Consider the following 25,334-nt stretch of genomic DNA (forward strand, 5'->3'; position numbering starts at 1 on the left):
ATGAGCAGAGGACAGAACACGTCATCGACCACCTCGGCAGCCAACGCGGCGATCCTGGCTGCAGCGCTTGTCTTTGCGACCCTGCCACTTTGGGCCGACAAGGGCCTGGTTTTCCTGGCCGGCATCGTCATGGTGCAGATCGTCTTTGCGGTAAGCTTCAACCTGATGTTCGGCCTCACGGGTCTCGTCAGTTTCGGCCAGGCGGCATTCTTTGCCGCCGGCGCCTACACCGCGGCATGGCTGGGGCGCGCCGTGCCGGAACTCCCCTTCCTTATTTTCTGCCTTGCCGGGGGCCTCGTCGGCGCCCTGTTGGCACTCCTGATCGGGGTGGTGGCCCTGCGCCGTGCCAGCGGCATTTATTTCGCGATCCTGACGCTGGCGCTCGGCCAGTTGGTCTACACGCTCATTGGCAAATCCGATGCTCTCGGGCGCGAAGACGGTCTGGTCGGCATCAAGAGACCGGTTATCGACCTCTTCGTCGGTACGCTCGACCTGTCGATCGGCGACCGGTACTACTATTTCCTCCTGGTCGCCTGCGGGATCCTGCTCGGTCTCCTCTGGTGGGTTTGGCACGGCCAACTCGGTCGGCTGCTGGCCGCACTGCGCCAGGATGCCGAACGTATACGCTTCTTCGGCGTCAACGTCCGGCGCTATCGTGAGATCGCCTTTATCATCAGCGGTGGCGTGACTGCCCTTGCCGGTGCGCTGGTCGCGCCTTGGAGCCAGATCATCACGCCCGCAATTGCCCACTGGAGCTATTCGGCGCTGCCGATCCTGTTCTGCCTGCTCGGCGGCGCCTCGCGCTTCTGGGGGCCGGCGGTCGGTGCGATCGTCTTCGCCGGTCTGGAATACGCTACCCGCACCATGGTCGGCGTGAGCGAACTGATCGTCGGCGGTGCTCTGCTGGTGGTCGTGCTGGCGATGCCGGGCGGGATCGTCGGCACACTCAGCTTGCTTGCTCGCAAACTGACGAAGAACGGAAAGGAGCGGCTCAATGAGCAATCTGCTTGAGGTGCGCGGCGTCAACTTCGCCTATCCGAGCCTGAAGGTGCTGACCGACATCAACCTGACGATCAGGGAAGGCGAGAGCCACGTGATCATCGGACCGAACGGTGCTGGCAAGACGACTCTGTTCAAGGTGCTGAGCGGCGAGATGTTCGCCAAGAGCGGCCAGGTCTTTTACGAGGGGCAGGACGTGTCCGCGCTCGATGCCTGGCAGCGCGTCCATCGCGGCATCGGCCGCACATTCCAGATGGCGCGGCTGTTCGTCGAGCAGACTGTCCTCGACAATGTGATCATGGCGCTTGAGAGCCGCGAGCGGATCAAGAAAACCGCCCATGGCCGCTGGTGGAGGCTGTCGCCGACGAAGGAGATCGTGGAAGAAGCGCACTTGCGGCTTGCCGAATATGGGCTCCTTAAGCGGGTGGACGACCTTGCCGCCAATCTGTCCCACGGTGACAAGAAGCGGCTGGAACTGCTCCTGACGCTGGCCCTGCGGCCCAAGCTGATCATGCTTGACGAACCGACCGCCGGCATGGCGCCGGAGGACCGGCGTGCAGCGATCGAGACGATCAATCGCCTGCGCCAGTCGGAAGGCCTGACACTGCTTTTGACCGAGCACGACATGGAGGTCGTCTTCGGCCTTGCCACGCGCCTGACCGTCTTGAACCATGGCGAGATCATCGCCAGCGGTGATCCGGAGGAGGTTCGCCGCGACCCCACCGTCAGGAGCATCTATTTCGGCAAGGGAGCCGCTCATGCTTGAGATCGCCAACCTGCAGGCCTACTACGAGACAAGCCACATCCTGCACGACATTTCGCTCAGCCTTGCCGATGGTGCGGGCGTGGCGATTGTCGGGCGAAACGGCATGGGCAAGTCGACCCTGCTCAAGAGCGTGATGGGAGCAGGCCCGCGTGTGACGGGCACGATCCGGCTCGACGGCCGGGAACTACGCGGCCTTGCGCCGTTCAAGCGCTGCCGCATGGGCATTTCGCTGGTGCCGGAGGACCGACGCATCTACCCGCATCTCACGGTCGCCGAGAACATCGCCCTTGCCGGCCACGCCAAGAGCGAGACCGGCAAGCCCTACAGCGTCGAGGAGATTCTGGATTTCTTTCCGCTTCTGAAGAAGCTCGCGCTGCGAAAGGGCTTCCAGCTCTCCGGCGGTGAACAGCAATTGGCGGCCGTCGCCCGTGCCGTGCTTCCGCGTCCGCGCTTTCTGCTTCTCGACGAACCGACAGAGGGGCTAGCGCCGCTGATCGTCGACAGCATGGGCGAGGAAATTCGCGCCATCCGCCATCGGGAGAAGATGGGTCTGCTGCTCGCCGAGCAGAACGTCGACTTCGCCCGCCACTGCACCGATCACCTCGTTGTGCTGGACGTCGGCCGGATCGTCTTTTCGGGAAGCTGGGCGGAGTTCGACGGCAACCCGGAAATCCGCGAGCGCCATCTGTCGCTGTGAGTACTACGGGTAGAGAGGACGAGAAATGAGGAATTGGCCCAATCGCCACCTGCCGGAAGAGGCTGGACGCTATCGCCGGAAAGGGCTGTGGCGCGACCTTACGATGGCGGACGGGCTCGCCGCCCTCCTGGCTGACCGGTCGGATTGGGTGTGCCTCGTCGACGACGCCGGCCGTTACACGATCGAAGAGATCGACCGCAAGGCTCGTAAGCTGGCGGGATGGTTCGATCGCAGCGGCCTCGCCTGCGGCGATGTGGTCGCCTTCCAGTTGCCCAATTGGCACGAGACGGCGGTGATTGCACTCGCCGCCTCATTGCTGGGGCTCGTCTGCCTGCCGATCGTGCCGATCTATCGCGAGGCGGAACTCCGTTTCATTCTGGAGGATGCTGGGGCAAAGGTTTTCTTCGTGCCGCGCACGTTCCGCAATTTCCACTATGCGGCGATGGGCGATAACCTGAAACGCGATGTGCCTTCGCTCGTTCATGTTGTCGCGGTTCGCGACGAAGCGGTCGACGATCCGTTCGAGATGGGCGAGGCCTTCGTCGGTCCGGCACGCGGGAGGGCTGAAGACCCCTGGATGCTGATGTACACCTCGGGCACGACCGGCAAGCCCAAGGGCGTCGTCCACAACACCAATTCGCTCGACTGCGAAGTCTGCAACGTCGCGCGATGGTGGACGCTCGACTCTGCGCGTGACGTCACGCTGATGGCGTCGCCCGTTACCCACGTCACCGGCTTCCTGTTTGGCATCCTCATGCCGTTCGCGCTCGGCATCCGATCGGTTTTGATGGAGCGCTGGAGCGCCGAAGACGCGGTCGGGCTGGTCGGGCAAGAGGAAATCAGCTTCACGATGGGGGCAACTCCGTTTTTGCGCGAACTGCTCGACCGGGCGGAGGCGCAGGGCTCTGCGCTTTCCTCGTTGCGCATCTTTGCCTGTGGCGGCGCTCCGGTGCCTCCGGAGCTGATCGAGCGTGCATGGCGGCAGTTCCCCGGACTGCTTTCCTGCCGAGTATACGGATCGACCGAGGCGCCAACGGTGTCGCTCGGCGTTGCCTCGCGGCAGGATCTGCGCGCCGCCGCCAATACGGAGGGGATGATCGTCGGCCATGATGTGCGCATCGTCGACGACGAGGGACGGGTAGTGATCGGTGACGGGGAGATCGTGACGCGCGGGCCGGAAATGATGATGGGCTATCTGGATCCTGAGGACGACCATGCTGCCTATGACGGCGACGGGTATTTCCGCACCGGCGACATCGCTCATCTGGACATGGCTGGCTTCCTCGTTATCACCGATCGCAAGAAGGACCTTATCATTCGCGGCGGCGAAAATATCAGCGCCAAGGAGGTCGAGGACGTTCTGCATGAGCATCCGGCGATCCTGGAGGCTGCGGTGGTCGCCATGCCGCATGCCCGGCTCGGGGAAACCTGCTGTGCATTTCTGCGTTCGACGGATACCGGGCTCGATGCTGTGCAACTGTCGCGTTTTCTCGACGACAGGGGGCTGGCGCGGCAGAAGCACCCCGAACGCGTCGTGGTCGTCGCTGAGCTGCCACGGACGGCATCGGGCAAGGTACAGAAGTTTCTGCTACGCAAGCGGTTGCAGGACGAAGCACAGGTCCCGTCGGAGAAAGCCACTTAGAATACTGAATTCCAACCCTACGTCCTTGCAGGACGGGGTCTACGCAGCGCAACTTGTGCGGTAACGCGCAAGACCGAGAAGTCGAAGGAGATACGGATGGCCGCCGAGGCGCCGAAAAGAGCAAAGAAGACACGAGCGGAAAAGTCGATCGAAAACCGCAATTCGATCCTTGAGGCTGCCGCCGAGATCGTCGGTGAACTGGGCTATGCAGAGGCGTCGATCGCCCGCATCACCCAGCGCGCCGGCCTCGCCCAGGGTACCTTCTATCTCTATTTCGAGAGCCGCCAAGCACTGTTCGACGAGCTCTTGCCGCATATGGGGCAAGGGCTTCTTGATTTCCTGCACAGCCGCGTCGAAGGTGCCACCGACATGCTCGACGTCGAAGAGCGCGGCTTTCGCGGGTTCTTCGACTACCTGCAGCGCAATCCCTCGTTCTTCCGCGTGCTAAATGAGGCGGAAGTCGCCGCGCCGCGTGCCTACGAGGAGCACTTCGACAAGCTCAGGAAACGCTATGTGGATTCGTTGGAGCGCAGTTGGGCGCGTGGTCAACTGGCGGGTTACGCGCTCGAGGAAATGGAAGTCCTCGCCTATATCCTGATGGCGGCCAGAAGCTATCTGTATCTTCGCTATTCGAAGGACGAGAGCGGTCCGAAACCGATCCCGGACTGGGTCGTCAACGCCTTCGTGAAGTTCATTTCCGGGGGATTGCTGTATCGCCCCGTCGCGACGTCCGACCACTGATGCGACAAGAAGGACGCATCTTCCTCCTGATTTCCACATTCCTGCGAGAAAGACGACAATTCCCGTGTCCGACAGTCATGCTCTTCTGAGAGACAATCTCTACCGCGCCTATCGCGGCAGCATTCCCTTCAACGAGTGGATGGGAGCGCGATATCGTCGCGCTGGCCCGGAAAGCGCCGAGGTGTTCGTGCCCTGGCGGCAGTCGCTTTGCGATGATTCCGGTCGGATCAGTGAAGGTATGCTTGCCGCGATCGCCGACATGGCGGCGGGGCAGGGGGCGATGGGCATCTCCGGCTGGCGCGTGCAGGCGGCAACCTCGAGCCTGGTTTACTCGAAGACCGGCGACCTTCCGTCAGGTCAGGGCGTCGTCGCGCACGTGCGGCCGGTCTTCCACGATGCCGATACCATGCTGGTGGATATCGCGCTTCACCCGCAGGACATGCCGGAGCTGGCGATCCGCAGGGCGCGCGCGCGCATGGTAATCGTGCGCAGGCTCGATCCGGGCGATCCCTTCGATCCCCCTGTATCGGCGGACCACCCAGATGGGTTTTCTGCCTTTTCCGAGGTGTTGGGTGCCACTGTGAGTGTCAAGGAGGACGAGATCGAGGTGGTGGTGCCGGCCCGCAAGTTCTACATGGGTAACAGCAACCGGTCAGCGTTGCATGGCGGCCTCGTATGCTCCGTTCTCTTTGAAGGGAGCGAACGGCTTCTGGCGCAGGATGGACGTCGGGCGGAATTGCTCGACAGCACGACCGAGTTCCTAGAGAGCGCGAGGGAGACCGAGATGATCGTCCAGGCGCGGATCCGTCGCGCGGGACGCCGGCTCGCCTTCTTCGAGGCCAGGCTGGTGCAGGATATCGCCGGCCACGGCCGCACCAGGATCGCCCAAATGAATGCAACGATGACTTTCCAGCAGGAGTAAATGCATGAAGATACTCGTGACCGTTAAGCGGGTTGTGGACTACAACGTCAAGATCCGCGTGAAGCCGGACGGCTCCGGCGTCGAGCTGGCCAATGTCAAGATGTCGATGAACCCGTTCGACGAAATCGCCGTCGAAGAGGCCCTGCGCCTGAAGGAAGCCGGCAAGGCATCGGAAGTCGTGGTCGTCTCGATCGGCCCGGCCAAGGCCGAAGAAACCCTGCGCACCGCACTCGCCATGGGCGCCGACCGCGCCGTCCTGGTCGAGACCGACGCCGCCGTCGAGCCGCTCGCCGTCGCCAAGCTGCTGAAGGGCGTCATCGACGCCGAACAGCCCGGCCTCGTCATCACCGGCAAGCAGGCGATCGACGACGATTCGAACCAGACCGGCCAGATGCTTTCGGCGCTGCTCGGCTGGGCGCAAGGCACGTTTGCCTCCAAAGTCGAGATCGGCGACGGCAAGGCGTCCGTCACCCGCGAAGTCGACGGCGGCCTGCAGACCATCGAAGTCAAGCTTCCGGCGGTCATCACCACCGACCTGCGCCTCAACGAGCCGCGCTACGCTTCGCTGCCGAACATCATGAAGGCGAAGAAGAAGCCGCTCGACAAGAAGACGCCCGGCGACTTCGGCGTCGACACCACGGCGCGCCTGAAGGTGCTGAAGACCGAAGAACCCAGCGGCCGCAAGGCAGGCGTCAAGGTCAAGTCGGTCGCCGAGCTTGTCGACAAGCTGAAGAACGAAGCCGGCGTGCTGTAACCGGACCGGGATAGGAGACACAAGATATGGCCATTCTTCTTCTGGCAGAACACGACAACGCAACCCTGTCCGACCAGACCGCCAAGGCGCTGACGGCCGCCTTCGTCACTGCTCTTATTACCGGCCTCGGCATAATGAGAAATGTTCTGCAGATGGATCCCTTGCTTGACGACGAAGGCGGCGAGCTCGAAAGCTATCTGACCACATTGTTAAAAACCATCATGGCAAGCGCGTGAGTGGTGGAGTGCGACCTGGCAGAGGGGACGACAGGTCCAAAACTGCTCTCCCCGTCAACCGTTACAAAATCTGCGCAAAGAGCAAAGCCGGCAGACAGGACAAATGCCCCGAACAGCCACTGGAAAGCGGCACTATTTCTACTCGTTATAGCTTCGACGACGATCGCCGATGCCATAAGCTGGTCTCGCGCATAGAGGTTGCGAAAAACTTGGCGCCGATCATGTGTTCGAATTGAATGTGGCGATCCAAGGAACAGATCATGACGCTGACGGACGGCCGGGGCGTCGATGTCGAACCTCTGGGTCGATACGAGCGATCTGACCATAACGCTTGAGGCCTTCTCGGCAAAGCGCGGAGACAACAGGATCTTGACCATGCTTTACCCAGGTGGCACGGAACGCATGGGCCGGCTGATGGAAGTCTGTGCGTCGGCCGTGTTGACCTGAAGCCGCTTGTCACCCATCGCATCAAACTGCACGGCATGCTGAAAGTCCGGATTGTGAACGGCGGAGTAAAAACCGGCCACGCGGCGGCGCAATAGTCGGCCACTTGTGGCGCGCATGAGACCGCCGGGAGGGCTTAAGCCCGAGCGGTGGTCTCATGCGCGCGCGGCGATTTTTTGAGAGGGTTTCAGCCGGCCTTTCGGGCGCGGCTTTGGGCGAGACGATAGCTGTCGCCATTCATCTCGAGGATGCTGACGTGGTGGGTGATGCGATCCAGAAGCACTCCAGGCGCTCGGACCCCAAAGTTTCCGTCCATTCGTCAAAAGGAAGATTGCTGGTGATCAGCGTGGCACGCCGTTCGTAGCGTTGCGAGATCAGCTCGAACAGCAATTCGGCGCCTGTCTTGGAGAGTGGCACGAAGCCCAGCTCATCGATGATGAGAAGCTGGTAGGCGGCCATTTGCTTCTGGAAACGCTGCAGTCGCCGCTCGTCACGGGCCTCCATCATCTCGCTGACCAGTGCGGCCGCCGTGGTGAAGCCGACAGACAAGCCCTTCTGGCAGGCGGCCAGGCCGAGGCCGAGAGCAACATGGGTCTTGCCCGTGCCGCTCGGGCCGAGAGCGATGACGTTCTCCCGGCGCTCGATCCATTCGCATCGCGCCAGTTCCAGCACCTGCATCTTGTTGGGGCTCCGTGGGCATTTCTGCAATAATACCCGCTAAGGGAAAGCGAAGTTGTTTGGATTGAAACGGTTAGCGCGGATCGGCCTGAAGCGTTCGAGGGGTCGGTCAATTTCGTTCCAGAGATAGTCGCCGGTGAGTGCGATATGAGCCCAGGGAAGTGGTGCGACTTGGGAGAGCAGCTCGGCGGGAATATCGATGCCCTGGGTGCGGACATAATCGACAGCGCGGCTGAGATAGACGGTGTTCCACAGGATAATGGCGTTGACGACGAGGTTGAGACCTGACGCCCGATAGGCCATGGTTTCCGCCACGCGGTTGCGCAGCTCGCCAAGCTGGTGGAGGAAGACCGCCCGGGCAAGGGCGTGACGGCTTTCACCCTTGTTGAGGATGGCATGCGATCTGCGCCGGAGCTTGGTGTCGAGCAACCAGTCGCAGATGAAGATCGAGCGTTCAATCCGGCCCATTTCGCGTAGCGCCTGATTGAGCCGATTTTGCCGAGGCGATGCGGCAAGCTTCTTGAGGATGACGGACGGCGGCACGAGGCCCGCGCCAATCGATGACTTCAGCCGCAAGACCTCATCCCAGTGCTGCTCGATGACATCCATGTTGACGGCTCCCGAGATCAGCGCCCCGAGCGGCTCGTACGCCGCGTCGGGATCGATGACGAAGAGCCTGCGATTGCCGAGATTGCGGATACGAGGAATGAGCCTATAGCCGAAGCCATGGAACATAGCGAATGTCGTTTCGGTCGCGCCGGCGGTATCGGTTGCATGCTCATGGATTTCGACGGAGCTTTCGTTGTGAAGGAGGCCGTCGAGCACGTAGGGCGCTTCGCTCTCGGACGCCTGGATCATCCGGGAGAAGAAGGAGGCGAAACGATTGGACAGGAAGCCATAGACCGAAGCACCTGGTCTTTTGCCGTATTTTGCATTGTATTCGAGGCTGGCTTCACCGCGCCCGCCTGCCGGAAAGAACTGCCCGTCCGAGGAGGAGATATGACCGTCGCCCCAGACCGCGGCGAAGGGATGAGCCTGCTGCGCATCGACCAGCACGGCGGTCGCCGTAGCATAGGTTTCCGAGCGCAGATGCCTATCTACCATCAGCATCATCTGGTGGATCGTGACGCCGCGTGAGCTTTCCGCCATGCGTTCAGCACCGGCGTTGGTGGCGTCGGCAAGGATAGCGGCCATCAGCGCCGGCTCGTCGTTCGCCGTCTCGCCGGTGCGATAGTGTGTGAAGCTGTCAAGGAACCTGGTCCAGCTGTGGACCTCGGCAAGCAGGCTGGTGATCCTGATCCGGGGAACGAGGATGTAAAGACGCCGGCTGAGCGCGACGATCCCGTGACGCTCCTCCTCGCGGATCGGGGAGACCGACAAACCCTTGTCGGAAATAGCCGCATCCGGAATGGCGTTGGCGGCCGCCGCCCTTGCCAGCTCTTTGAGTTTCGCGTCGAGCGTGGCGGTGCGTTCGGCTCGCCATTCGGCAAAGCTGTCAGGGATGGCAAGCCCGAGCCGGCCTTCGGCGCGCATCAGGGCAAAGATCGGTCGAGGCAGAAGATAATCCTCGAAACTGCGCCATGCCCGGCTGCCATCAACCCATATGTCACCGGCCCGCAGGCGCTCCCGAAGGTGAACGAGTACCGCCACTTCCCAAGCCCGAAGGTCGATGGTGACACCGTCCGAGCGCACACGTCGCCGCCACTTGCGGGTCATGAACGCGAACGGCACCTGCGCGGGTAGTTTCCTGCCACTGTAGAGCGCACGCAGATGATCCACTGCCTTCAAAACCGGATCATCGGGACGAAACGACCGGAAAGAGAACGCGCCGAACATGAGCCTGCCCAGCTTTCGCAGCGATTTGTGCCGCTCTATGAGCTCATCGAATTCGTCGCTGCGATCGGGGCGCACGACGGACCTGGCTGCGGCCACGCTGGCGGTCAATCCGTCCCAGCCGAGTGAGACTGCAATTGCGGATGCGAGATCGGTGTTGTTCTCACGGGCGGCCAGAAGCGCCTCGCCAAGCTTGAGATGATCGAGCGCCACCCCATCAAGAATCTCGGCTTCTTTCAGCCGGCGTTCTGTGCGGCTCAGTTCAGCCTTGCGCCGGGTGCTGCCGATCAGTTTGCAGAACATGTCGATCGCAAGGTCGGTGATTGCCGCCTGCCTCTCGATGACGAACGCCGTCAGCGTGGCGTAGCGGCGCTCGGATGTAAGGCGTCGTATCTCACGGGCATGCAGAATGCGGGCGTCCCGGGCGATGATGCCATAGCGGTTGGCATGGATCGTTTTACGTCGCTCATCGGAAATCGCCGCCGAACGCAGAACCTCAAGCCGGGCAATCAGGCCCTTGAGGTTTTTCAGTTTCGTCCCCTCCGGCGCTTCCGCAATCCAGCCGAGATGGCTCCGATCGCCGGACCGATCGATGAGAAGCTGATCAAGCGCCTCGATGGACGGTTGCTCCATGCCCCGGATCAAGCCGCGATAAGCCTGTCGTCGCGCTGCCGCCCGGCCCGCCATCGCCAGACGTATCAGCAGTTCCGGCACAGGAACGAGCAGCTTCCTCTCCTTCAGGGCTTCGATCACGGCCTTGGTGATCGGCTCGCCTTGTTCGGTAGCGGCTGCCTCGCGTGCCGCCGCGGTGATCAGGGATCGATAATCGCTCGCCCGGACGGGCCGGAGATCCAGTGCGACGACAATCTCCCGCGTATGTTCTCGACGGGTTTCCTCCCGCTGGGCATAGAGTGCGAACACCGCAGCGTCGATGCCCAACTGGTCGGCGACAACGGAGACGACTGCCTGAGGCGGAACTTCCCCAGCGCGGAGCGGACGACCGAGATCACGCACCAGGGCGAGTTGGATGGCAAAACCCAGACGATTATGCGATCGGCGATGCGCCCTGGCGAAAGCGATGTCCTCAGCGGACAGCGCATAGCGCGCGAGGGCCTCTTCATAAACATCGGGTGGGTCGAACACAACGGTGCGCGACTGCGCGTCGAGGAAGGCCATCGGTCACACCCGCTCTCAAACTGGGGGAGCAGGCTCATCTTCTTTGCCCGGTCCGGTCCATCCGGTTCGCCGCAATGTATCGATGAGAGTCGAGCGCGGCACCTTGAATGTCCGACACACCGACGCCTTGCTGGCGCCGGCTTCCAGCGCCGCCAGAATCTGCTCAACCTTTTCGGTGTCGATCGTCGGTGGCCTACCGCCCTTGCGACCGCGCCGGCGTGCCGCCGCCAGTCCAGCGTTGACCCGCTCCGTGATCAGCACTCTCTCGTATTCGGCGAGCGTGCCAAACAGGTTGAACAGGAACGCACCGTGCGAATTCGTCGTGTCGATAGCTTCCGTCAAAGAGCGGAAGGCGACCCCGCGCATCTTCAGATCCTCAACGATTCTGATCAGGTGGGAGAGTGATCGGCCCAGACGGTCGAGCTTCCAAACGACCAGCACGTCACCCTCGCACAATTCCGCAAGGCAAGCCTTCAGCCCCGGCCGATCGTCGCGCGCGCCCGAAGCGCGATCCTGATGCAGGTGACGCTGATCGACCCCGGCCGCGAGCAGGGCGTCGCGCTGCAAGGCAACCGACTGCCGCTCATCACCGCTCGATACCCGCATGTAACCGATCAACATGCACGACAAACCTCAAATTCCGTGTTGCCGCACAGTCTCACATTCCGACAGGGTTTGTCGCGCAAATAATTGCCCAGTCACCCCGTCGATTTCGACCCGCCGAACCGCTACGCGGAAATCATCTGTTTTCCGTCACGCCAAAAATCTCTTAGCGGGTAATATTGCAGAGATTCCCACGGAGCCCCGATCTGCCGCGCCAGAAATCGTAAGACGCCAGCCGGCAGGACCTCGCCATCCGCAAGCGGTCGGCCAGGGTATCGTAGCGTGGCCAGAACACAGGCGAGGCCCAGTCTGTTCGCGGCCTTGTTCTGTCGCATGATCAGTTCGAGATCCGATCGATCCAGCGTATAATGTTTGGCGATCTCCCTTTCGTTATCCGGGATGATCGTCGCCTGTTGCCACCATGCCTCGCTCAGTAATGCTCTTCGCGCCATTCACTGATCTTCCCGTTTCGCCGCGGAGAGTGCAGCGAAACGGAAAATGCGTGTCCGACAAACGAACGTTTCGCGGCATCCACAGTTCTTGTCCGCAAACCTTGTCATGAAACGGCGAATCGGACAATGTCCGTATTCAACGGAAAAACGGACAAACCACGTCTCATGACCGCTATCGGCTATGCAAGGGTCTCCACCGGCGACCAGGACACCGCCCTGCAACTCGACGCTTTGCGCAAAGCAGGTTGTGAAAGGCTGTTCGAGGATAAGGCATCCGGCATGAAGACTGACCGACTCGGATTGGCGGAGGCGATCCGCTACGTTCGCGACGGCGACACGCTCACAGTCTGGAAGCTCGACCGCCTCGGCCGGTCGATGAAGCACCTCATCGAGATCATCACCGAACTGGAGGCCAAAGGCGTCGGCTTCCGATCCATCACCGAAAACATCGACACCACGACATCCGGCGGTCGCCTGGTCTTCCACCTGTTCGGCGCGCTGGCACAGTTCGAGCGCGATCTGATCCGGGAACGAACACGTGCCGGTCTGCAAGCCGCAGAGGAACGCGGCCGACGCGGTGGCCGACAAGTCGTCGTAACCCCGGACAAACTTGCCAAAGCCCGCCAGCATCTGGCGGCCGGTTTGAACGTCCGGGAAGCCGCGGCCCGCGTGAAAATCGGGAAAACCGCCCTCTACGAAGCTCTCAAGGCCGAAAAAGCAACGACATCCACGGTCAAACCAACCTGAGTTCCGGATACGTTCTTAAAAGTCGGACAGATTCGCCACTTTCGTGTCGTGACGCCAGCTTGATGCAAAGTGCGGGATTGCCAGAAACTCAGCTTATGCCCGCCGCAGCATCTTTCCTGAGTCAGGCCGTGGTAATCCAGTCCTCGAACGCAGCTTTTCAGGACGCTTTCCTCGTCGTATGTGCGATCTTCATGCTCGCATTGATCCCTACGTGGTTCATGTGGCGTGCCCCTTCCCCAGGCACCTAGAGCAATCCTGTGGTCGATGAATCAAACGTGATGTGACGAGAGTGACCGAAGCTGATTCAACTTCTCCACGATTCTAGATGACGGCACGAGCACTGAGAGATGTATTTTGAATGCGGGTGTTGAAAGCGTCTGCTGCCTGTTTGTACTGGCAGGTTGCCGGTCGTTTCGGCGTTGGGTTTCCACGGCGATCCGTTGGATTGCAAGAGCAGTAGAAGGCGAGCCAACACCGCGACTGCCGGTTTTTACTCCGCCGTTGACAACCTTCCCTTCTGGGCAACGTGACGCCGGCTCATTTCTTCAGAACAAGCCAGGCGGACCTTCAGATATAATTACACAGTGTAGATCCCCACGCGCTCCTGCTGTCGTCGCAGAAGGGTAAATATGTGGCCGACTTTTACGCCTTCCGCAGCAGAATGATCCCGCCGCTTCCGTGGATTAATTTTGCACGGCCGCTCTCCGTCGGACACGGCGGGTCGGGTCTCCAGAAATCGCGGGGATTCGCAACGATAACGAATTACTACACTATTTCAATGGCTTGAGCCACATCCGCCAGTTGGCCGAGAATTTTTCGGGCGAAGCACTCTCGTTTTGAACGAGGGACCACAAGGTTTCGGCCAACCGGCACGATCTCGTTACCCAACCCCCGAGCTCGCTGAAATCCAGTCCCATAGCCCAACGATCTTGATTGGGCGGATGCGAACAGCATGACCGACATCACTGAAGACGGTCAATTTGCAAACCGCATCCGCCCGGTTTCGGGCGCGCTCTTACAGCGGATACGGTTGGGACGGCTGTTCGATCGTAATCCACTTCAACTCGGTGAATTCATCAATCACCGCAATGCTATCGAACCGACCCCAACCGCTGGCCTTCGTGCCCCCATAAGGCGCTTGGGCCTCATTGGAGACGGTGGAACCGTTGATGTGCACCGCACCGGTCTGGATGCGCATTGCGACATCAAGTGCTCGTGCCATGTCTGTTCCGAAGACGGCAGCGGACAAGCCGTATTCAGTGTCATTGGCCACCCGCACAGCTTCCTCCGCGCCGCATACACGGATCACCTGCAAGATCGGACCAAAGGCTTCCTCGGAATAGATGCGCATCTCGGGTGTGACTCCGTCGAGCACAGTCGGTGCCATCAAGGTGGTGTCTGCGTGCCCGCCAGACCGTATCTTCGCACCCTTTGCGACCGCGTCGGCCAGCAAACCGTTCAAGCGATCAACGGCGCCCTGGCTGATGATCGGGCCAAGCGCGCAAGCCGCCTGGGAGCGTGGATCGCCCGCCTCCAGTTGTGCTGCCCGCGCAGCGAGTTTCTCGACAAACGCATCGGCGACAGACTCATCGACAATGGCGCGCTCGGTCGTCATACAGATCTGGCCCTGATAGAGAAATGCGCCGAAGATGGTCGCATTCACGGCGCCGTCGATATCCGCATCCGCAAGCACCACCATGGGCGACTTGTCGCCGAGTTCCATCAGGCTGCGCTTGAGATGGCGGCCACAAGCTGTGGCAATGATCCGGCCCACATGCGTCGAACCGGTGAAGTTAACACGCCGCACAGCCGGATGCGCGATCATTGCCTCCACGACTTCGGGCGCGTCCTTCGGGTCGTTGATCACGAAGTTGAGCGTTCCGGGGGGGAAACCGGCTGCATGGACGGCCTCGGCAACCAGCACATGGGTCTTGGGCGAGGTTTCCGATGCGCGGAAGACAACCGTGTTACCGCACATCAGCGGATAGGCGATAGCCCGTGCCGCCAGAACAATCGGCCCGTTCCAGGGTACGATCGACAGGATAACACCGACCGGCTGGCGCACGGTCATCGACAAAGTGCCCGGCTTGTCAGAGGGGATAGTGTTGCCCTGGATCTGCGTAGTCATCGCAGCGGCCTCGCGGAATACATTCGCCGCGAGCATGACATTGAAACGCGCCCAAAGATCGCCTGCCCCGACCTCGGCCTTCATCGCAAGAACGAACTCTTCTGTGCGCCTTTCGATCTCTTCGGCGGCCTTCATAAGCAGTACGCGGCGCTGGCCGGGGCCAGTCTGCGACCAGGATGCAAATGCGCGCTCGGCGGATTCGATCGCCGCCACGGCATCCTGCGGATTCGCGGCCGCGCCCTGCGTCACGACCTCGCCACTTACCGGTGAGCGGCGTTCAAATGTGACGTTGCCTGTAGCATTCCGGGGCTCGTTGTCGATATAGAGCTGAATAGTCATGCCATGTCCTTATGGAGTTTGTGTCGCTACTCTTGGGGCTCGCGCCGACCAGACGGTTGCGCGAAGATCTGTCTGGAGAACGGTCCAGTCTCAACCGCGCGCACTATCCGGCGCGCTTCCTTGGTTAGATTGCGCCGAACTTTTCAACGAGATCCGCACCCATGTTCGGAGAGGCGAAGCCCCGCATACCGATACCGCCATCGAAATTTAGGACGCCGCCGGTGCCTGGCGTATTGTCGCGACGATTGGCAAAGAAGACGTAGGCACCGGCATATTCCCGCGCATTAAATGCGCGCTCAAGTGGCAGCATCTGCTTCATCAGGTCGTCGAGCGGAATATCGGAAAACTTGATTCCCTGTTGTGAAAGCGCACTGGTTCCGGCGAGGTTGCTTCCGCCAACACCTCCCGGCGCGATACCGTTCACCCGCACATACGGTGCGAACTCATGCGCCATCTGCTTGATCATGCCGACCACTGCATGCTTCGTCGCGGTGTAAAGAACACCGCCACCGCCAGGATAGAAGGACGCGTTCGAAGCAGTGAAAATCATGTGGCCCTTGGTCTTGTAAAGCGCGGGCAATGCCGCCTTGGCCCCTAGGACATAGCCCTTGACGTTGATGCCGAACATCTCGTCGAAAGCAGATGACAAGTCGCCATCTTCTGTCGAAACCATGGTTTTCGAATAGTCCCAGATGCCGGCGTTGCCGATGAACGTGTCGAGCTTGCCGAAGGCCTTGAGACATTCGGCAACCGCCCGATTGTTGTCAGCCACCTCGCGCACATCACCCGCGATGCCAACAACCTTGTCGCCGAGTGCCTTCACGACCTCATCGATGCGCTCCTGCGAGCGGTCGAAGATTGCGACACGCGCGCCTTCCTCGACGAAGCGTTCGACGATGGCTTGTCCAAGACCGGACCCTCCGCCCGTCACGAGCGCGACTTGATCCTTGAGTTGCATTGTAATTCCTCCCGTATTTTAACGCTGCTTCTCAGCAGTTAATGTATATGAAGTCGCCGTCGACCTTTGCAGGAAACACCTTGAGTGCCTCACAAGCAGGCAGGGCCTTCACCTTGCCGGTTCTGACGCAAAATTTCGCGAAGTGCAGACTGCACTCGATAACTCCGTCCTCGATAAAACCGTCCGCGAGTGACCATGTGTCATGCGTACAGGTGTCTTGGACGGCGTGTATTTCGCCGTCCACTCGGCACACCAGTATCGGCTCAGGGCCACCTTCGAATACCTTCATCTCTCCCTCCGACACATCTGCCGAAGGGAACACCTTCATCCACGCCATTTTTACCCCATTAAAAGAAAAAGCTGAGATTGTTCGACAGGATTGTGCTCTGGTCGATCAGGATCGTGCGGCGCACAATCTCGAAGCCCGCTTCGGTTTCAACCCGACGCAGGACATCCCGTCGCTCACAAGCGAAAACGTCGAGCTGGCGCTCCTGCCGCGTCCTGTACACCATCGACGCCGAAATGACATTGATCGTGTTCTCATTCTCGGGAACGAGCATGACGTTGCTGATCAGATAGCGCAAGCGAGAGGCCGGGTTTTCGGACCACCCCACATCCGACAGGATCTTGCGGATCCGGCCTTTCATCGTGTGCCAGTTGTCGTCGAAATGAGCAAAGCCTTGCTCATCCGTATATTCCTGTGCCACTTCGCGCATGATTTTCGTTGAACGGATCGGCATCCAATAGTGAATGTCCTCAGCCAAAAGACTGAACCACTCTTTGTAACGGCGATCCGTCAGAAGCTTGGATTCCCAATACAGGAACTGTTCGACTTCGTGCTGAAGTTCCAGAGAAACGACCTTGGGCTTGCTTTCGAAGGCAGCCTTGAAAGTGTCATCGAGCATTTTTTCCTCCCTCAGTGCAGAACTATCTGCCGACAGCGTCGGCAGACGTTTGATACATATGCAGACATTTCCGCCGGTTGAACGTTACTCCGCGGCGAGCGGCCTTTGCTGGCTCCGACGGATGGCAGGCCAATCCGGTGCTGTCATGATCTCGGTCCAGTAGCGGTACAGGCCGCGCGCCGACTCCTCACTATAGGTGTAGGCGAAGCTCAGCCCGGGGAAGCCCTCAGGATTATCGGCCGTCACCGTATGTGTTCCCATCTCGATGTTGAACTTCTGGTTTTGAGCAACATGACCGCGCAGCACTTGTTGGATGTCGCACCAGTTTTCGCCATCATCCTGTTCGAACACGCCACCCGCCGAGAATGTGCGCGATGTGTTGCGACGCCATTCGTCCTTGATCTCCTGCGGGGCAGTTTTGTCAACGACAGTGAACGTCCAGACCTCGATCTCGTTTGGACCGCGAGGCTGCCACATGCGGACCGTGTTAATCCCTGCCAGGAACGACAGGTTCGGGAAGACGTTGGTATGGCAAAGATGTACATCTGCCCGTCCCTGACCCAAACGGCGCACGGTCTCCTCGTAAGCCGGCCCGGTCGTCAGGTATTCCGTCACCTTCGGTCCGAGAATTGTCATGTAAAACATCGGGTTACGCAGGAACAAGCCGCACCCGTGTCCGTTCTCCAAATGGACATTCAAGCCCTCCGTCGGAGGGGCAACCTGGGTAATATCCACATCTTCCGGCACGCCCGCCATGATGCCGGACAGGTGTGAGGTGGTGCCTGCATGATAAGCGTCCGAAGCGAACTGCTCTGCCGCGAACTTCCAGTTGCAGGGAATGACCCACTTCTGGATGCCGGGGATCGCCTCGGTCCCCTCCTCACAGCGGTCGAGCATAATGTCCATATAGAATTTGACGTCACCCAGGTATTCGTCGAGCGGAGGCGCGTCGGCGTCCCAGTTGGCAAAAATCAGGCCCTTGTAGGTTTCGACGCGCGCCTGCTTCGGTCCCCACTCCGCCTTGTTCAGGCAACCACCGAAGGCTTCCTTCTCCATCGGTACGCTTACCAGATCGCCACCCTGATTGTATGCCCAACCATGGTAGGTACATGTAAAGGACTTAGCGTTGCCCGAATCGGCCCGGCAGATCCTCATTCCGCGGTGCTGGCACTGGTTTAGGAACACCCGGATGCTGGCGTCCTTCTGGCGCACAACGACCACAGGATCCTCGCCGATGTAGGCGGTCGTGAAGTCGCCCGGCTTCGGGATTTGCGATTCGTGACCCATGCAAATCCAGGTGCGCGCAAAAATGCGCTCAAGCTCAAGACGATAAAGGGCCTCGTCAACATAAATCTTAGGATCGTACTTACCGCCCTTCTCGTCGACCATTGCAAGAATTTCGGCATCGGAATAAGCGCCAGCGGCGCCCGCAATCGTTCTTACGTTCATCTAAACTCCTCCCTGTGGCTTCGATGTCCGCCTTGTCCACTTAATGCAGACCATGCGTCCTTGTTTACATTTATCCGTTCCAGGCGACCCTGGCAATAAGAAAAGCATGCTTTACAATGAATGCCGGGGCGGGCATAAGGCAAATCTGTTGGGGGAGTGCAGTCAGAGGGAGGCCAAGGAGATGAATACATTTTGTGCGCGCATAGCAGGCGCGATGATGGTTGCGGCGACGGCGACGGGCGGTGTCTCCGCTCAGGTTGCGTCGATCACGACACCTCCTGCGGGTTCGGTCTGGAATACGATGGCTTCGGTCATCTCGGCCCAGGCCCAGAGGAGCGATGGCGGGCGGCTGGTGGTCCAGGCGTATAGCGGAAACGCACAGATGCTTCAGGCCGTGGACAGCAAGGACGCAGAATTCACACTTACTGACATCAATGACATGATCGTCGCGGTCGCGGGGGAGGGTGATTACTCTGCGCCGCTGCCGAATCTGCGTGTCTTGGCGAAGATCAATCCCTTTGCGGTGGGGCTGTTCGTCCGGGCGGATTCCGGCATGACGCGCGTGTCCGATCTCGCCGGGAAGCGTGTGCCCGCGGGCTGGGAGGCTTTCCCGCTGAACCGTCCGCTGGTGAGTGCGCTTCTCGAGGCGGACGGGATCAGCTATGACGAAGTGGTTCAAATGCCGATCCCCGACATCATTCGCGGTGCCGATGCTTTGGCCTCGGGCCTGACGGATGCGGCCTTCTTCGCGGTGGGCGGGCCGAAGGTCGCCGAGGTTGGCGCGACGGTAGGCGGGGTCCGCTATCTTCAGGTCGCCTCGGATGAAAAGGCGCTCAAGGCGATACGCAAATACCGCCCGGCCTATTACTTCTCGGAGGTTACACCCTCGCCGGTTCGGGTGGGTATCGAAGCACCGATAATGATGCTGACATGGGACAATGTCCTTGTTGCCGGTGCCCATGTTTCCGACGAACAGGTCACGGCGCTGCTGGCCGCGATCTTCGATAATGTGGATGCGATCGGTGATTCCTATCCTCCGCTTCGCATGATGAACCTGGATACCGCCTATGTCGATTACCCGGGTGTGGAATATCATCCTGCTGCGGTGGCCTTCTTTGCCCAGCGTGGCGTCGCCATCCGTCCTGTTGACTGACAAGACTATGACTGTGTGCCGGGTCGGGAGACTTACCTGCCCGGTCCTTGTTTTTGTGTTCGCTCAACTCGGAGGGAGTGGGTCTTGGCTCAAACAACTGGCACCCGGACGCCGACGATTCGTCGTATCGCTGTCCATACACAGGCGGTGGCACTTTCGCTTCTGGCCATTTCCGTTGGGTTTGACGCGCCCAGCCGCCTCGGGCTGAACGTCTATGTCGAACAGATATTGGCAGTCGCTCTGGGGCTTGGCCTGGGCCTTGTGTTCCTGATCGACAGAAGAAGCGTCGGCGAGAGAGATCTGGGCAGCGGCGGCGAGAATGATCCGGTGCCTGGTGGCAGTTCCAATGACTGGATTCTTGCGGTTCTGGGGCTGTTCCTTTCTCTATATGTTGCGGTGAACTACGCCGATATCGTCTCTCGTGTGATGTCCGCTCCCGCCGATATCGTGGCAATGGCCATTGGGCTGGCTCTGCTGGTGCTCGAGGGGTTGCGCCGGGTCGTGGGCTGGACCCTGGTTCTGGTGGTGCTCTTCATTGTCGGTTACGGGATGATCGGCCACCTGGTTCCGGGTGCGATGCAGACGCGACAGGTCTCTCCGGATCGTCTGTTGTCCTATATCGCCTTCGATGCCAACGGCATGCTCGGGCTTACCATGAATGTGTCCGTAACGGTCGTTGCCGCGTTCGTGCTGTTCGGGCAGATCCTCGTGCGGGCGGGCGGTGGCGAGTTCTTCAACGACATCGCGCTTTCCGCATTGGGGCGTCGCCGCGGCGGCGCGGCCAAAATTTCGATTCTCGCCTCGGCGCTTTTTGGCACGATTTCCGGGGTCGTGGTTTCCAACATAGTCGCGACCGGGGTGGTCACCATCCGACTGATGATCCGCTCGGGGTATCGGCCCCAGATGGCTGCCGCAGTCGAGGCCGTCGCCTCGACCGGAGGGCAGATCGCCCCCCCGGTCATGGGGGCAGTCGCCTTCCTAATGGCCGATTTCCTCGGCGTTTCATATGCGCAGATTGCCATTGCTGCGATCATCCCGGCCGCGCTCTATTACTTTGCGGTGTACTGTCAGGTTGATCTTGAGGCCGCCAAGGCCAATATCGCCCCCCTGCATGAGGATGAAATTCCTTCTGCGCTCGGCACTCTGCGTCGCGGGGGTATCTTCATCCTGCCGTTTGCCGTGATCGTGATCGGCATGTTCTGGCTGGGCCAGCGGCCGGAAACGGCGGCACTCTGGGCGGCCGGCGTTGCCCTGATCTGCGGCATCGCATACGGCTACGGTGGTCGGCGCATCACGCTGCGGATGATCTGGCAATCGCTCGCCGACGCCGGCATCTCCATGACCGAGATCCTGATGATCGCCGCTGCCGCCGGCTTCATCATTGGCGTTCTCAACATCACCGGGCTGGGTTTTGTCGGCACCTTCGCGCTGGCCGAGATCGGTCGGGGCAACCTTCCGCTGCTCTTGTTCCTCACGGCCGTTGCCAGTGTTGTTCTTGGCATGGGGATGCCGACGGTTGCCGTCTATCTTTTGCTGGCGGTCCTTCTTACCCCGCCTCTGGTAGAGGCCGGGATCACACCGATGGCCGCCCATTTCTTCATCTTCTACCTGGGCATGATGTCAATGGTGACCCCGCCTGTCGGCATCGGCGCCTTCTTCGCCGCCGCGCTGGCCGGGGCCCCGCCGATGCAGACCGCATTCGTCTCGATGCGCCTCGGCTGGACAGCCTACATCATTCCCTTCATCTTCGTGGTCACGCCCGCCCTGCTGATGCAGGGAACCCCGGTTGAAATCTTTCTGGCCGCGTCTGCCGCGGCAATTGGGGTCTATGCCATATCCGCCGCCATGGTTGGCTGGTTCGGGGGCATGTTGTCAGGCTACGAACGCGCAGTCCTGGGCTTTGGCGGAGTGCTGCTTCTTATGCCGGAAGCATTGGGTGGCGGGTACACCCTCATGCTCCATGGCCTGGGTGTCGCAATCATGGTGGCACTTCAGTGGCTGCGCAGGGCGATGGTGCCGGGATAAATGCATCCTACGATGCCACATCGCTGAATTACAACCACGAGGAAAGGACAATAACCTCCATGAATTACAGCTTCCCGCTGCCTCCTGCCGTCAGCCTGCCTATCGCCGGTCGGGATGAGCGTTTTCCTGTGCGTCGGGTCTTCTGCGTCGGACGCAACTATGCAGAGCATGCGCGAGAGATGGGCAAGGATCCGGACCGCGATCCGCCGTTTTTCTTCACCAAACCCGCCGATGCCGTTGTCGAAGATGGGCAGACCGTCGCCTATCCGCCCGAAACGCAGAACTTCCACTATGAAGCCGAACTGGTGATCGCCATCGGCAAGGCTGGCACGGATATTCCCGAGGAACAGGCGCGCGACCACATCTTCGGCTACGCCATCGGCAACGACCTGACGCGGCGGGACTTGCAGCTTGCTGCTCGCGCGGCAGGCCGGCCCTGGGACTGGGGCAAGTCGTTTGATCGCTCGGCGGTGATAGGTCCGATCCACACTGGCGCGCCGGTCGGCAAGCCCGAGCATGGCCGGATCCAGTTGACGCTGAATGGCACCGTCAAGCAAAGCGCCGATCTGCAAGACCTGATCTGGTCGGTGCCAGAGATCATCTCGATCCTGTCGCGGTCGATGGAGATCCGGCCCGGCGATCTGGTGATGACAGGCACGCCTGCGGGTGTCGGCGCGATGCAGGTGGGCGATGTATGCGTCGTCTCGATCAGTCGGCTGGGAGAGATCACCACGACCATCGGACCGCGCGCGAAGGGACCCGTCGGATGACCTTCCGCCTTCACAATTTCTTCCGCTCATCGACCTCGACGCGGCTGCGCGCTGCCCTCAACCTCAAGGGCGTCGCCTATGACTATGTGCCCTATGTCCTGCGCAAGGGAGAAACCCGCACGCCCGAATTCCTGGCAATGAACCCTGCCGGACTTGTGCCGGTTCTGGAACGCGACGATGGCCAGGTTCTCGTGCAGTCGCTTGCCATTATCGAATGGCTCGACGAAACCCAGCCCGGGCCGCAGCTCTTGCCTGAGGGGGCAGACGCGCGCGCGCGCGTGCGCGCGCTTTCATACATGATCGCCTGCGAGATCCACCCCCTGAACAACCTGCGCGTCCTGACCCGCCTGGCCGAGCAATTCGGCGCCGACGAGGCCGCGCAGAAAGCCTGGTTCACCGAATGGGTCGCAACCACCTTTGACCCGCTCGAAATCATGCTGGCGCAAGACAGTCGCACCGGCCGTTTCTGCCACGGTGACACGCCGGGGTTCGCTGATTGCTGCCTTTATGCGCAGGTCTGGAACAACCGACGTTTCGACATTGATACAAGCCGCTGGCCCACCATCGCGAGGATATTCCAGGCGGCCGACGCGCTGCCCGCTTTCCGCGACGCCGCGCCAGCACATCAACCAGATGCGGTATGACGCAATACCGACAGAAGCCGGACTCTCCTGAAGCGAGTGAGACGCCGGATATCTCGAAGAGGACACATGGACACCAGACCAGAAGCCCCGCCACCCCTTAGCGGCATCCGCATTGTCGAAATCGGCCACTTCATTGCCGCTCCGTTCGCCACTCGCGTTCTCGGCGATCTTGGCGCCGAAATCATCAAGATCGAACCGCCCGATGGGGATCCTGTGCGGGGCTGGGGCGCGCAATCCAACGGTGCGTCGCTGTGGTGGAGCGTTCATGGTCGCAACAAGCGTTCGGTCGCGGTCGATCTCAAAAGCCCCGAAGGGGTCGAGGCCGTGGGACGTGTCATCGCGCGCTCTGATGCGCTGATCGAGAATCAGCGCCCCGGCGGTCTGGCGCGTCTCGGCTTCGATCTTAAAAGGCTGCAGGAACTGAGGCCGGGTCTCGTAGTGGCCCATGTCTCGGGATATGGACAGACCGGCCCGATGCGTGACCGTGCTGCATTCGGCGTCATTGGCGAGGCGATCGGGGGATTGCGCCACCTGACCGACCATCCGCCCGGCACGACCGATATGCCGCCGCCACGCGTAGGCATCAGCATCGGCGATTCCGTTGCCGGACTTTATGCAGTGATCGGCGTTCTCGCCGGTCTTTTGCGCCGAGACGGTCGGACGGACAGCCGTGGCGCCGACGATGACCAGATCTGCACCGTCGATATCGCCCTTACAGAAGCCGTCCTGTCGCTGATGGAAGGGATCGTCACGGAATATGGCGCGCTCGGGCTTGTGCGTCAACCCGTCGGGGCGCGGATCGCGTCGGCGGCACCCACCAGTGCCTATCCCTCGGCGGATGGCCGCTGGGTCATCATCGCCGCGAATTCCGATCTGCTTTTTCAGCGCCTGACGGCGCTGATCGGGCGCGCGGATCTGGCGGCAAGGCCGGAGTTGCAGAGCAATGCGGGCCGCCTCAAGCATGTGGACGAGCTTGACGAGGCGATTTCCGCCTGGTCCCGCCAGTTCGATGCCGGGCGACTTGCAGAGCTTCTGGCCAAGGCAGACATCCCCTCGACGCTGATCTATACTGCGGCAGAAATTGCCGATGATCCGCAGTTCCGCGCGCGGGGCATGGTGCGCGAAGTCAGCGATCCGCGCCATGGCAACCTGCTTCATCCCGGCATTGTGCCGCATTTCCCCGATTCCCCCGGCGCGATCCGTTGCACCGGCCCGGATGTCGGGCAAGATACCGAAGCGGTTCTGGCCGAGATTGCGGGCTATTCGAAGGATGAAATCAAGTTGCTCTACCAGAAGGGAGTAATAGCATGACCGCCGTCCAGATCGTTGAAGTCGGCCCCCGCGATGGCTTTCAGAACATCGGTCCCTTCATCCCGACCGAGACCAAGATCGCCGTGATCCGCGAGCTTGCCGCCGCGGGCGTGAAGCGGATGGAGATCACCTCCTTCGTCAGTCCGCGCGCCATTCCGCAACTCGCCGATGCAGGCGAAGTTCTGGCCGATGTTCTGGCCCAGGGCCGTGTTGTGCCGCAGGTGCTGGTCCCCAATGCCCGCTATGGCCAGAAGGCAATCACGGCGGGGGCGCGGTTCCTGTCCTATGTCATCTCGGTTTCGGAAAGCCACAGCCGATCGAACGTGCGCGCCACGCCGGATGAGGCCCTCGCCGATTACGCCCGGCTCGTCGCCCAGGCGCCCGACGGCCTGCGGATGCGGTTCAACCTCGCCACTGCATTCCATTGCCCATTCGAAGGCGTGACTCCGGCCAGCGCTGTCCTCGCAATTCTGGGACGCGCGCTGGAAATCTGCCCCGATGCCGAGATCTGCCTTTGCGACACGACCGGTCGCGGCGAACCGGCGCAGGTCGCGGAATTGTTCGAGGCGGCGATGGCGCGCTTCCCCGCCGTTTCCGCCTGGGCGATGCATGCACATGATACCTACGGCCACGGCACGGCAAATGTGCGCGCGAGCTATGATCAGGGTGTGCGCGTCTTCGATTCCGCGATTGGCGGGCTCGGCGGCTGCCCCTATGCCCCCGGCGCCAGCGGCAACGTCGCCACCGAGGATCTCGTGAGTCTGTTCCAGGATTACGGCGTGGAAACCGGAGTGGACCTTGTAGCTTTGGCGCCGATCGCTGCCGCCGTCCAAGCCCTGCCGGGCGCGAATTGCAGTCGGAACGGGATCGGCGTAGAGGACGGCGACAAAAACAAGGCAGAGTCCAAGTTGAAAATTGACAGCATGCTTACGACTGCCTATGAATCAAGCTGATTATAATGA

23 protein-coding genes and 2 pseudogenes are annotated in these 25,334 nt (G+C 60.9%); 16 read left to right on the forward strand and 9 right to left on the reverse strand.

Features of this window, described 5'->3' with window-relative positions; translation table 11 throughout:
• The 9 genes and pseudogenes from ABK249_RS27885 (at position 1) to ABK249_RS27925 (ending at position 7,204) form a co-directional block, all read left to right on the forward strand.
• Entirely contained in the window at positions 1-1,011 is a 1,011-nt protein-coding gene (locus ABK249_RS27885; RefSeq protein ID WP_210057195.1) for a branched-chain amino acid ABC transporter permease, read from the forward strand.
• Positions 995-1,765: an ABC transporter ATP-binding protein gene (locus tag ABK249_RS27890; protein ID WP_210057358.1), complete on the forward strand. Its 771-nt coding sequence runs from the start codon at positions 995-997 to the stop codon at positions 1,763-1,765. Before ABK249_RS27885 ends, ABK249_RS27890 begins: the two co-directional genes overlap by 17 nt.
• Positions 1,758-2,462, forward strand: a complete 705-nt coding sequence (locus tag ABK249_RS27895; protein ID WP_210057197.1) for an ABC transporter ATP-binding protein — start codon at positions 1,758-1,760, stop codon at positions 2,460-2,462. The genes ABK249_RS27890 and ABK249_RS27895 overlap by 8 nt, the downstream gene beginning before the upstream one ends.
• 25 nt (positions 2,463-2,487) lie before the next feature.
• Complete coding sequence (locus tag ABK249_RS27900; RefSeq protein WP_210057198.1) at positions 2,488-4,104, forward strand: AMP-binding protein; 1,617 nt, start codon at positions 2,488-2,490, stop codon at positions 4,102-4,104.
• A gap of 96 nt (positions 4,105-4,200) precedes the next feature.
• The gene (locus ABK249_RS27905) at positions 4,201-4,845 is read left to right on the forward strand and encodes a TetR/AcrR family transcriptional regulator (RefSeq protein WP_210057200.1); all 645 of its coding nucleotides are present in this window, start codon (positions 4,201-4,203) and stop codon (positions 4,843-4,845) included.
• A gap of 64 nt (positions 4,846-4,909) precedes the next feature.
• Complete coding sequence (locus tag ABK249_RS27910) at positions 4,910-5,767, forward strand: PaaI family thioesterase (RefSeq protein ID WP_210057202.1); 858 nt, start codon at positions 4,910-4,912, stop codon at positions 5,765-5,767.
• Between the two features lie 4 nt (positions 5,768-5,771).
• On the forward strand, positions 5,772-6,521 hold the full coding sequence (locus tag ABK249_RS27915) for an electron transfer flavoprotein subunit beta/FixA family protein (RefSeq protein WP_210057204.1): 750 nt from the start codon (positions 5,772-5,774) through the stop codon (positions 6,519-6,521).
• Between the two features lie 26 nt (positions 6,522-6,547).
• Positions 6,548-6,652: pseudogene (locus ABK249_RS33950) on the forward strand (electron transfer flavoprotein subunit alpha/FixB family protein); the annotation flags it as partial.
• A gap of 393 nt (positions 6,653-7,045) precedes the next feature.
• Positions 7,046-7,204: a hypothetical protein gene (locus tag ABK249_RS27925; RefSeq protein ID WP_210057206.1), complete on the forward strand. Its 159-nt coding sequence runs from the start codon at positions 7,046-7,048 to the stop codon at positions 7,202-7,204.
• Positions 7,205-7,388: 184 nt separating this feature from the next.
• Here ABK249_RS27925 and istB read toward each other — a convergent pair.
• The 4 genes and pseudogenes from istB to ABK249_RS27945 all read right to left on the reverse strand — a co-directional run.
• A pseudogene (gene istB, locus ABK249_RS27930) lies at positions 7,389-7,885 on the reverse strand (IS21-like element helper ATPase IstB); the annotation flags it as partial.
• A gap of 33 nt (positions 7,886-7,918) precedes the next feature.
• Positions 7,919-10,888, reverse strand: a complete 2,970-nt coding sequence (locus ABK249_RS27935; RefSeq protein WP_210057208.1) for a Tn3 family transposase — start codon at positions 10,886-10,888, stop codon at positions 7,919-7,921.
• 15 nt (positions 10,889-10,903) lie between these two features.
• Positions 10,904-11,509: a recombinase family protein gene (locus tag ABK249_RS27940; protein ID WP_055971942.1), complete on the reverse strand. Its 606-nt coding sequence runs from the start codon at positions 11,507-11,509 to the stop codon at positions 10,904-10,906.
• Positions 11,510-11,616: 107 nt separating this feature from the next.
• Complete coding sequence (locus ABK249_RS27945) at positions 11,617-11,943, reverse strand: DUF4158 domain-containing protein (RefSeq protein ID WP_227705912.1); 327 nt, start codon at positions 11,941-11,943, stop codon at positions 11,617-11,619.
• Between the two features lie 165 nt (positions 11,944-12,108).
• Here ABK249_RS27945 and ABK249_RS27950 point away from each other — a divergent pair, with 165 nt between their 5' ends.
• Positions 12,109-12,690, forward strand: a complete 582-nt coding sequence (locus ABK249_RS27950; protein WP_035218831.1) for a recombinase family protein — start codon at positions 12,109-12,111, stop codon at positions 12,688-12,690.
• A 1,015-nt stretch (positions 12,691-13,705) separates the two neighbouring features.
• Here the strand turns inward: ABK249_RS27950 and ABK249_RS27955 are convergent.
• The 5 genes from ABK249_RS27955 to ABK249_RS27975 all read right to left on the reverse strand — a co-directional run bounded on the left by ABK249_RS27955 (position 13,706) and on the right by ABK249_RS27975 (position 18,469).
• Positions 13,706-15,157 carry an aldehyde dehydrogenase gene (locus ABK249_RS27955; RefSeq protein WP_024706843.1) on the reverse strand — a complete coding sequence of 484 codons (1,452 nt, stop codon included), beginning with the start codon at positions 15,155-15,157 and terminating at the stop codon, positions 13,706-13,708.
• Between the two features lie 124 nt (positions 15,158-15,281).
• Positions 15,282-16,115 (reverse strand): 3-(cis-5,6-dihydroxycyclohexa-1,3-dien-1-yl)propanoate dehydrogenase, encoded by an 834-nt coding sequence (hcaB, locus tag ABK249_RS27960; RefSeq protein WP_024706842.1) that lies wholly within the window; start codon positions 16,113-16,115, stop codon positions 15,282-15,284.
• Positions 16,116-16,146: 31 nt separating this feature from the next.
• Complete coding sequence (locus ABK249_RS27965) at positions 16,147-16,452, reverse strand: non-heme iron oxygenase ferredoxin subunit (RefSeq protein WP_024706841.1); 306 nt, start codon at positions 16,450-16,452, stop codon at positions 16,147-16,149.
• A gap of 10 nt (positions 16,453-16,462) precedes the next feature.
• Positions 16,463-17,020, reverse strand: a complete 558-nt coding sequence (locus ABK249_RS27970) for an aromatic-ring-hydroxylating dioxygenase subunit beta (protein ID WP_024706840.1) — start codon at positions 17,018-17,020, stop codon at positions 16,463-16,465.
• Between the two features lie 84 nt (positions 17,021-17,104).
• Positions 17,105-18,469 carry an aromatic ring-hydroxylating dioxygenase subunit alpha gene (locus ABK249_RS27975; RefSeq protein ID WP_036236102.1) on the reverse strand — a complete coding sequence of 455 codons (1,365 nt, stop codon included), beginning with the start codon at positions 18,467-18,469 and terminating at the stop codon, positions 17,105-17,107.
• Between the two features lie 181 nt (positions 18,470-18,650).
• On the opposite strand from ABK249_RS27975, the gene ABK249_RS27980 reads away from it, so the two are divergent.
• The 6 genes from ABK249_RS27980 (at position 18,651) to ABK249_RS28005 (ending at position 25,325) form a co-directional block, all read left to right on the forward strand.
• Positions 18,651-19,622 (forward strand): TAXI family TRAP transporter solute-binding subunit, encoded by a 972-nt coding sequence (locus ABK249_RS27980; protein WP_210057210.1) that lies wholly within the window; start codon positions 18,651-18,653, stop codon positions 19,620-19,622.
• Positions 19,623-19,769: 147 nt separating this feature from the next.
• The gene (locus tag ABK249_RS27985; protein ID WP_227705966.1) at positions 19,770-21,647 is read left to right on the forward strand and encodes a TRAP transporter permease; all 1,878 of its coding nucleotides are present in this window, start codon (positions 19,770-19,772) and stop codon (positions 21,645-21,647) included.
• 59 nt (positions 21,648-21,706) lie between these two features.
• On the forward strand, positions 21,707-22,417 hold the full coding sequence (locus tag ABK249_RS27990; protein WP_024706836.1) for a fumarylacetoacetate hydrolase family protein: 711 nt from the start codon (positions 21,707-21,709) through the stop codon (positions 22,415-22,417).
• Positions 22,414-23,061 carry a maleylacetoacetate isomerase gene (maiA, locus tag ABK249_RS27995; protein ID WP_024706835.1) on the forward strand — a complete coding sequence of 216 codons (648 nt, stop codon included), beginning with the start codon at positions 22,414-22,416 and terminating at the stop codon, positions 23,059-23,061. The genes ABK249_RS27990 and maiA overlap by 4 nt, the downstream gene beginning before the upstream one ends.
• A 66-nt stretch (positions 23,062-23,127) precedes the next feature.
• Positions 23,128-24,372, forward strand: coding sequence for a CaiB/BaiF CoA transferase family protein (locus ABK249_RS28000; protein WP_024706834.1), 1,245 nt, complete (start codon positions 23,128-23,130; stop codon positions 24,370-24,372).
• Positions 24,369-25,325: a hydroxymethylglutaryl-CoA lyase gene (locus ABK249_RS28005; RefSeq protein ID WP_024706833.1), complete on the forward strand. Its 957-nt coding sequence runs from the start codon at positions 24,369-24,371 to the stop codon at positions 25,323-25,325. Before ABK249_RS28000 ends, ABK249_RS28005 begins: the two co-directional genes overlap by 4 nt.
• Positions 25,326-25,334: the final 9 nt, after the last annotated feature.

It is taken from the genome of Neorhizobium phenanthreniclasticum, assembly GCF_040066075.1.
GTDB classification, from domain to species: domain Bacteria; phylum Pseudomonadota; class Alphaproteobacteria; order Rhizobiales; family Rhizobiaceae; genus Neorhizobium; species Neorhizobium petrolearium.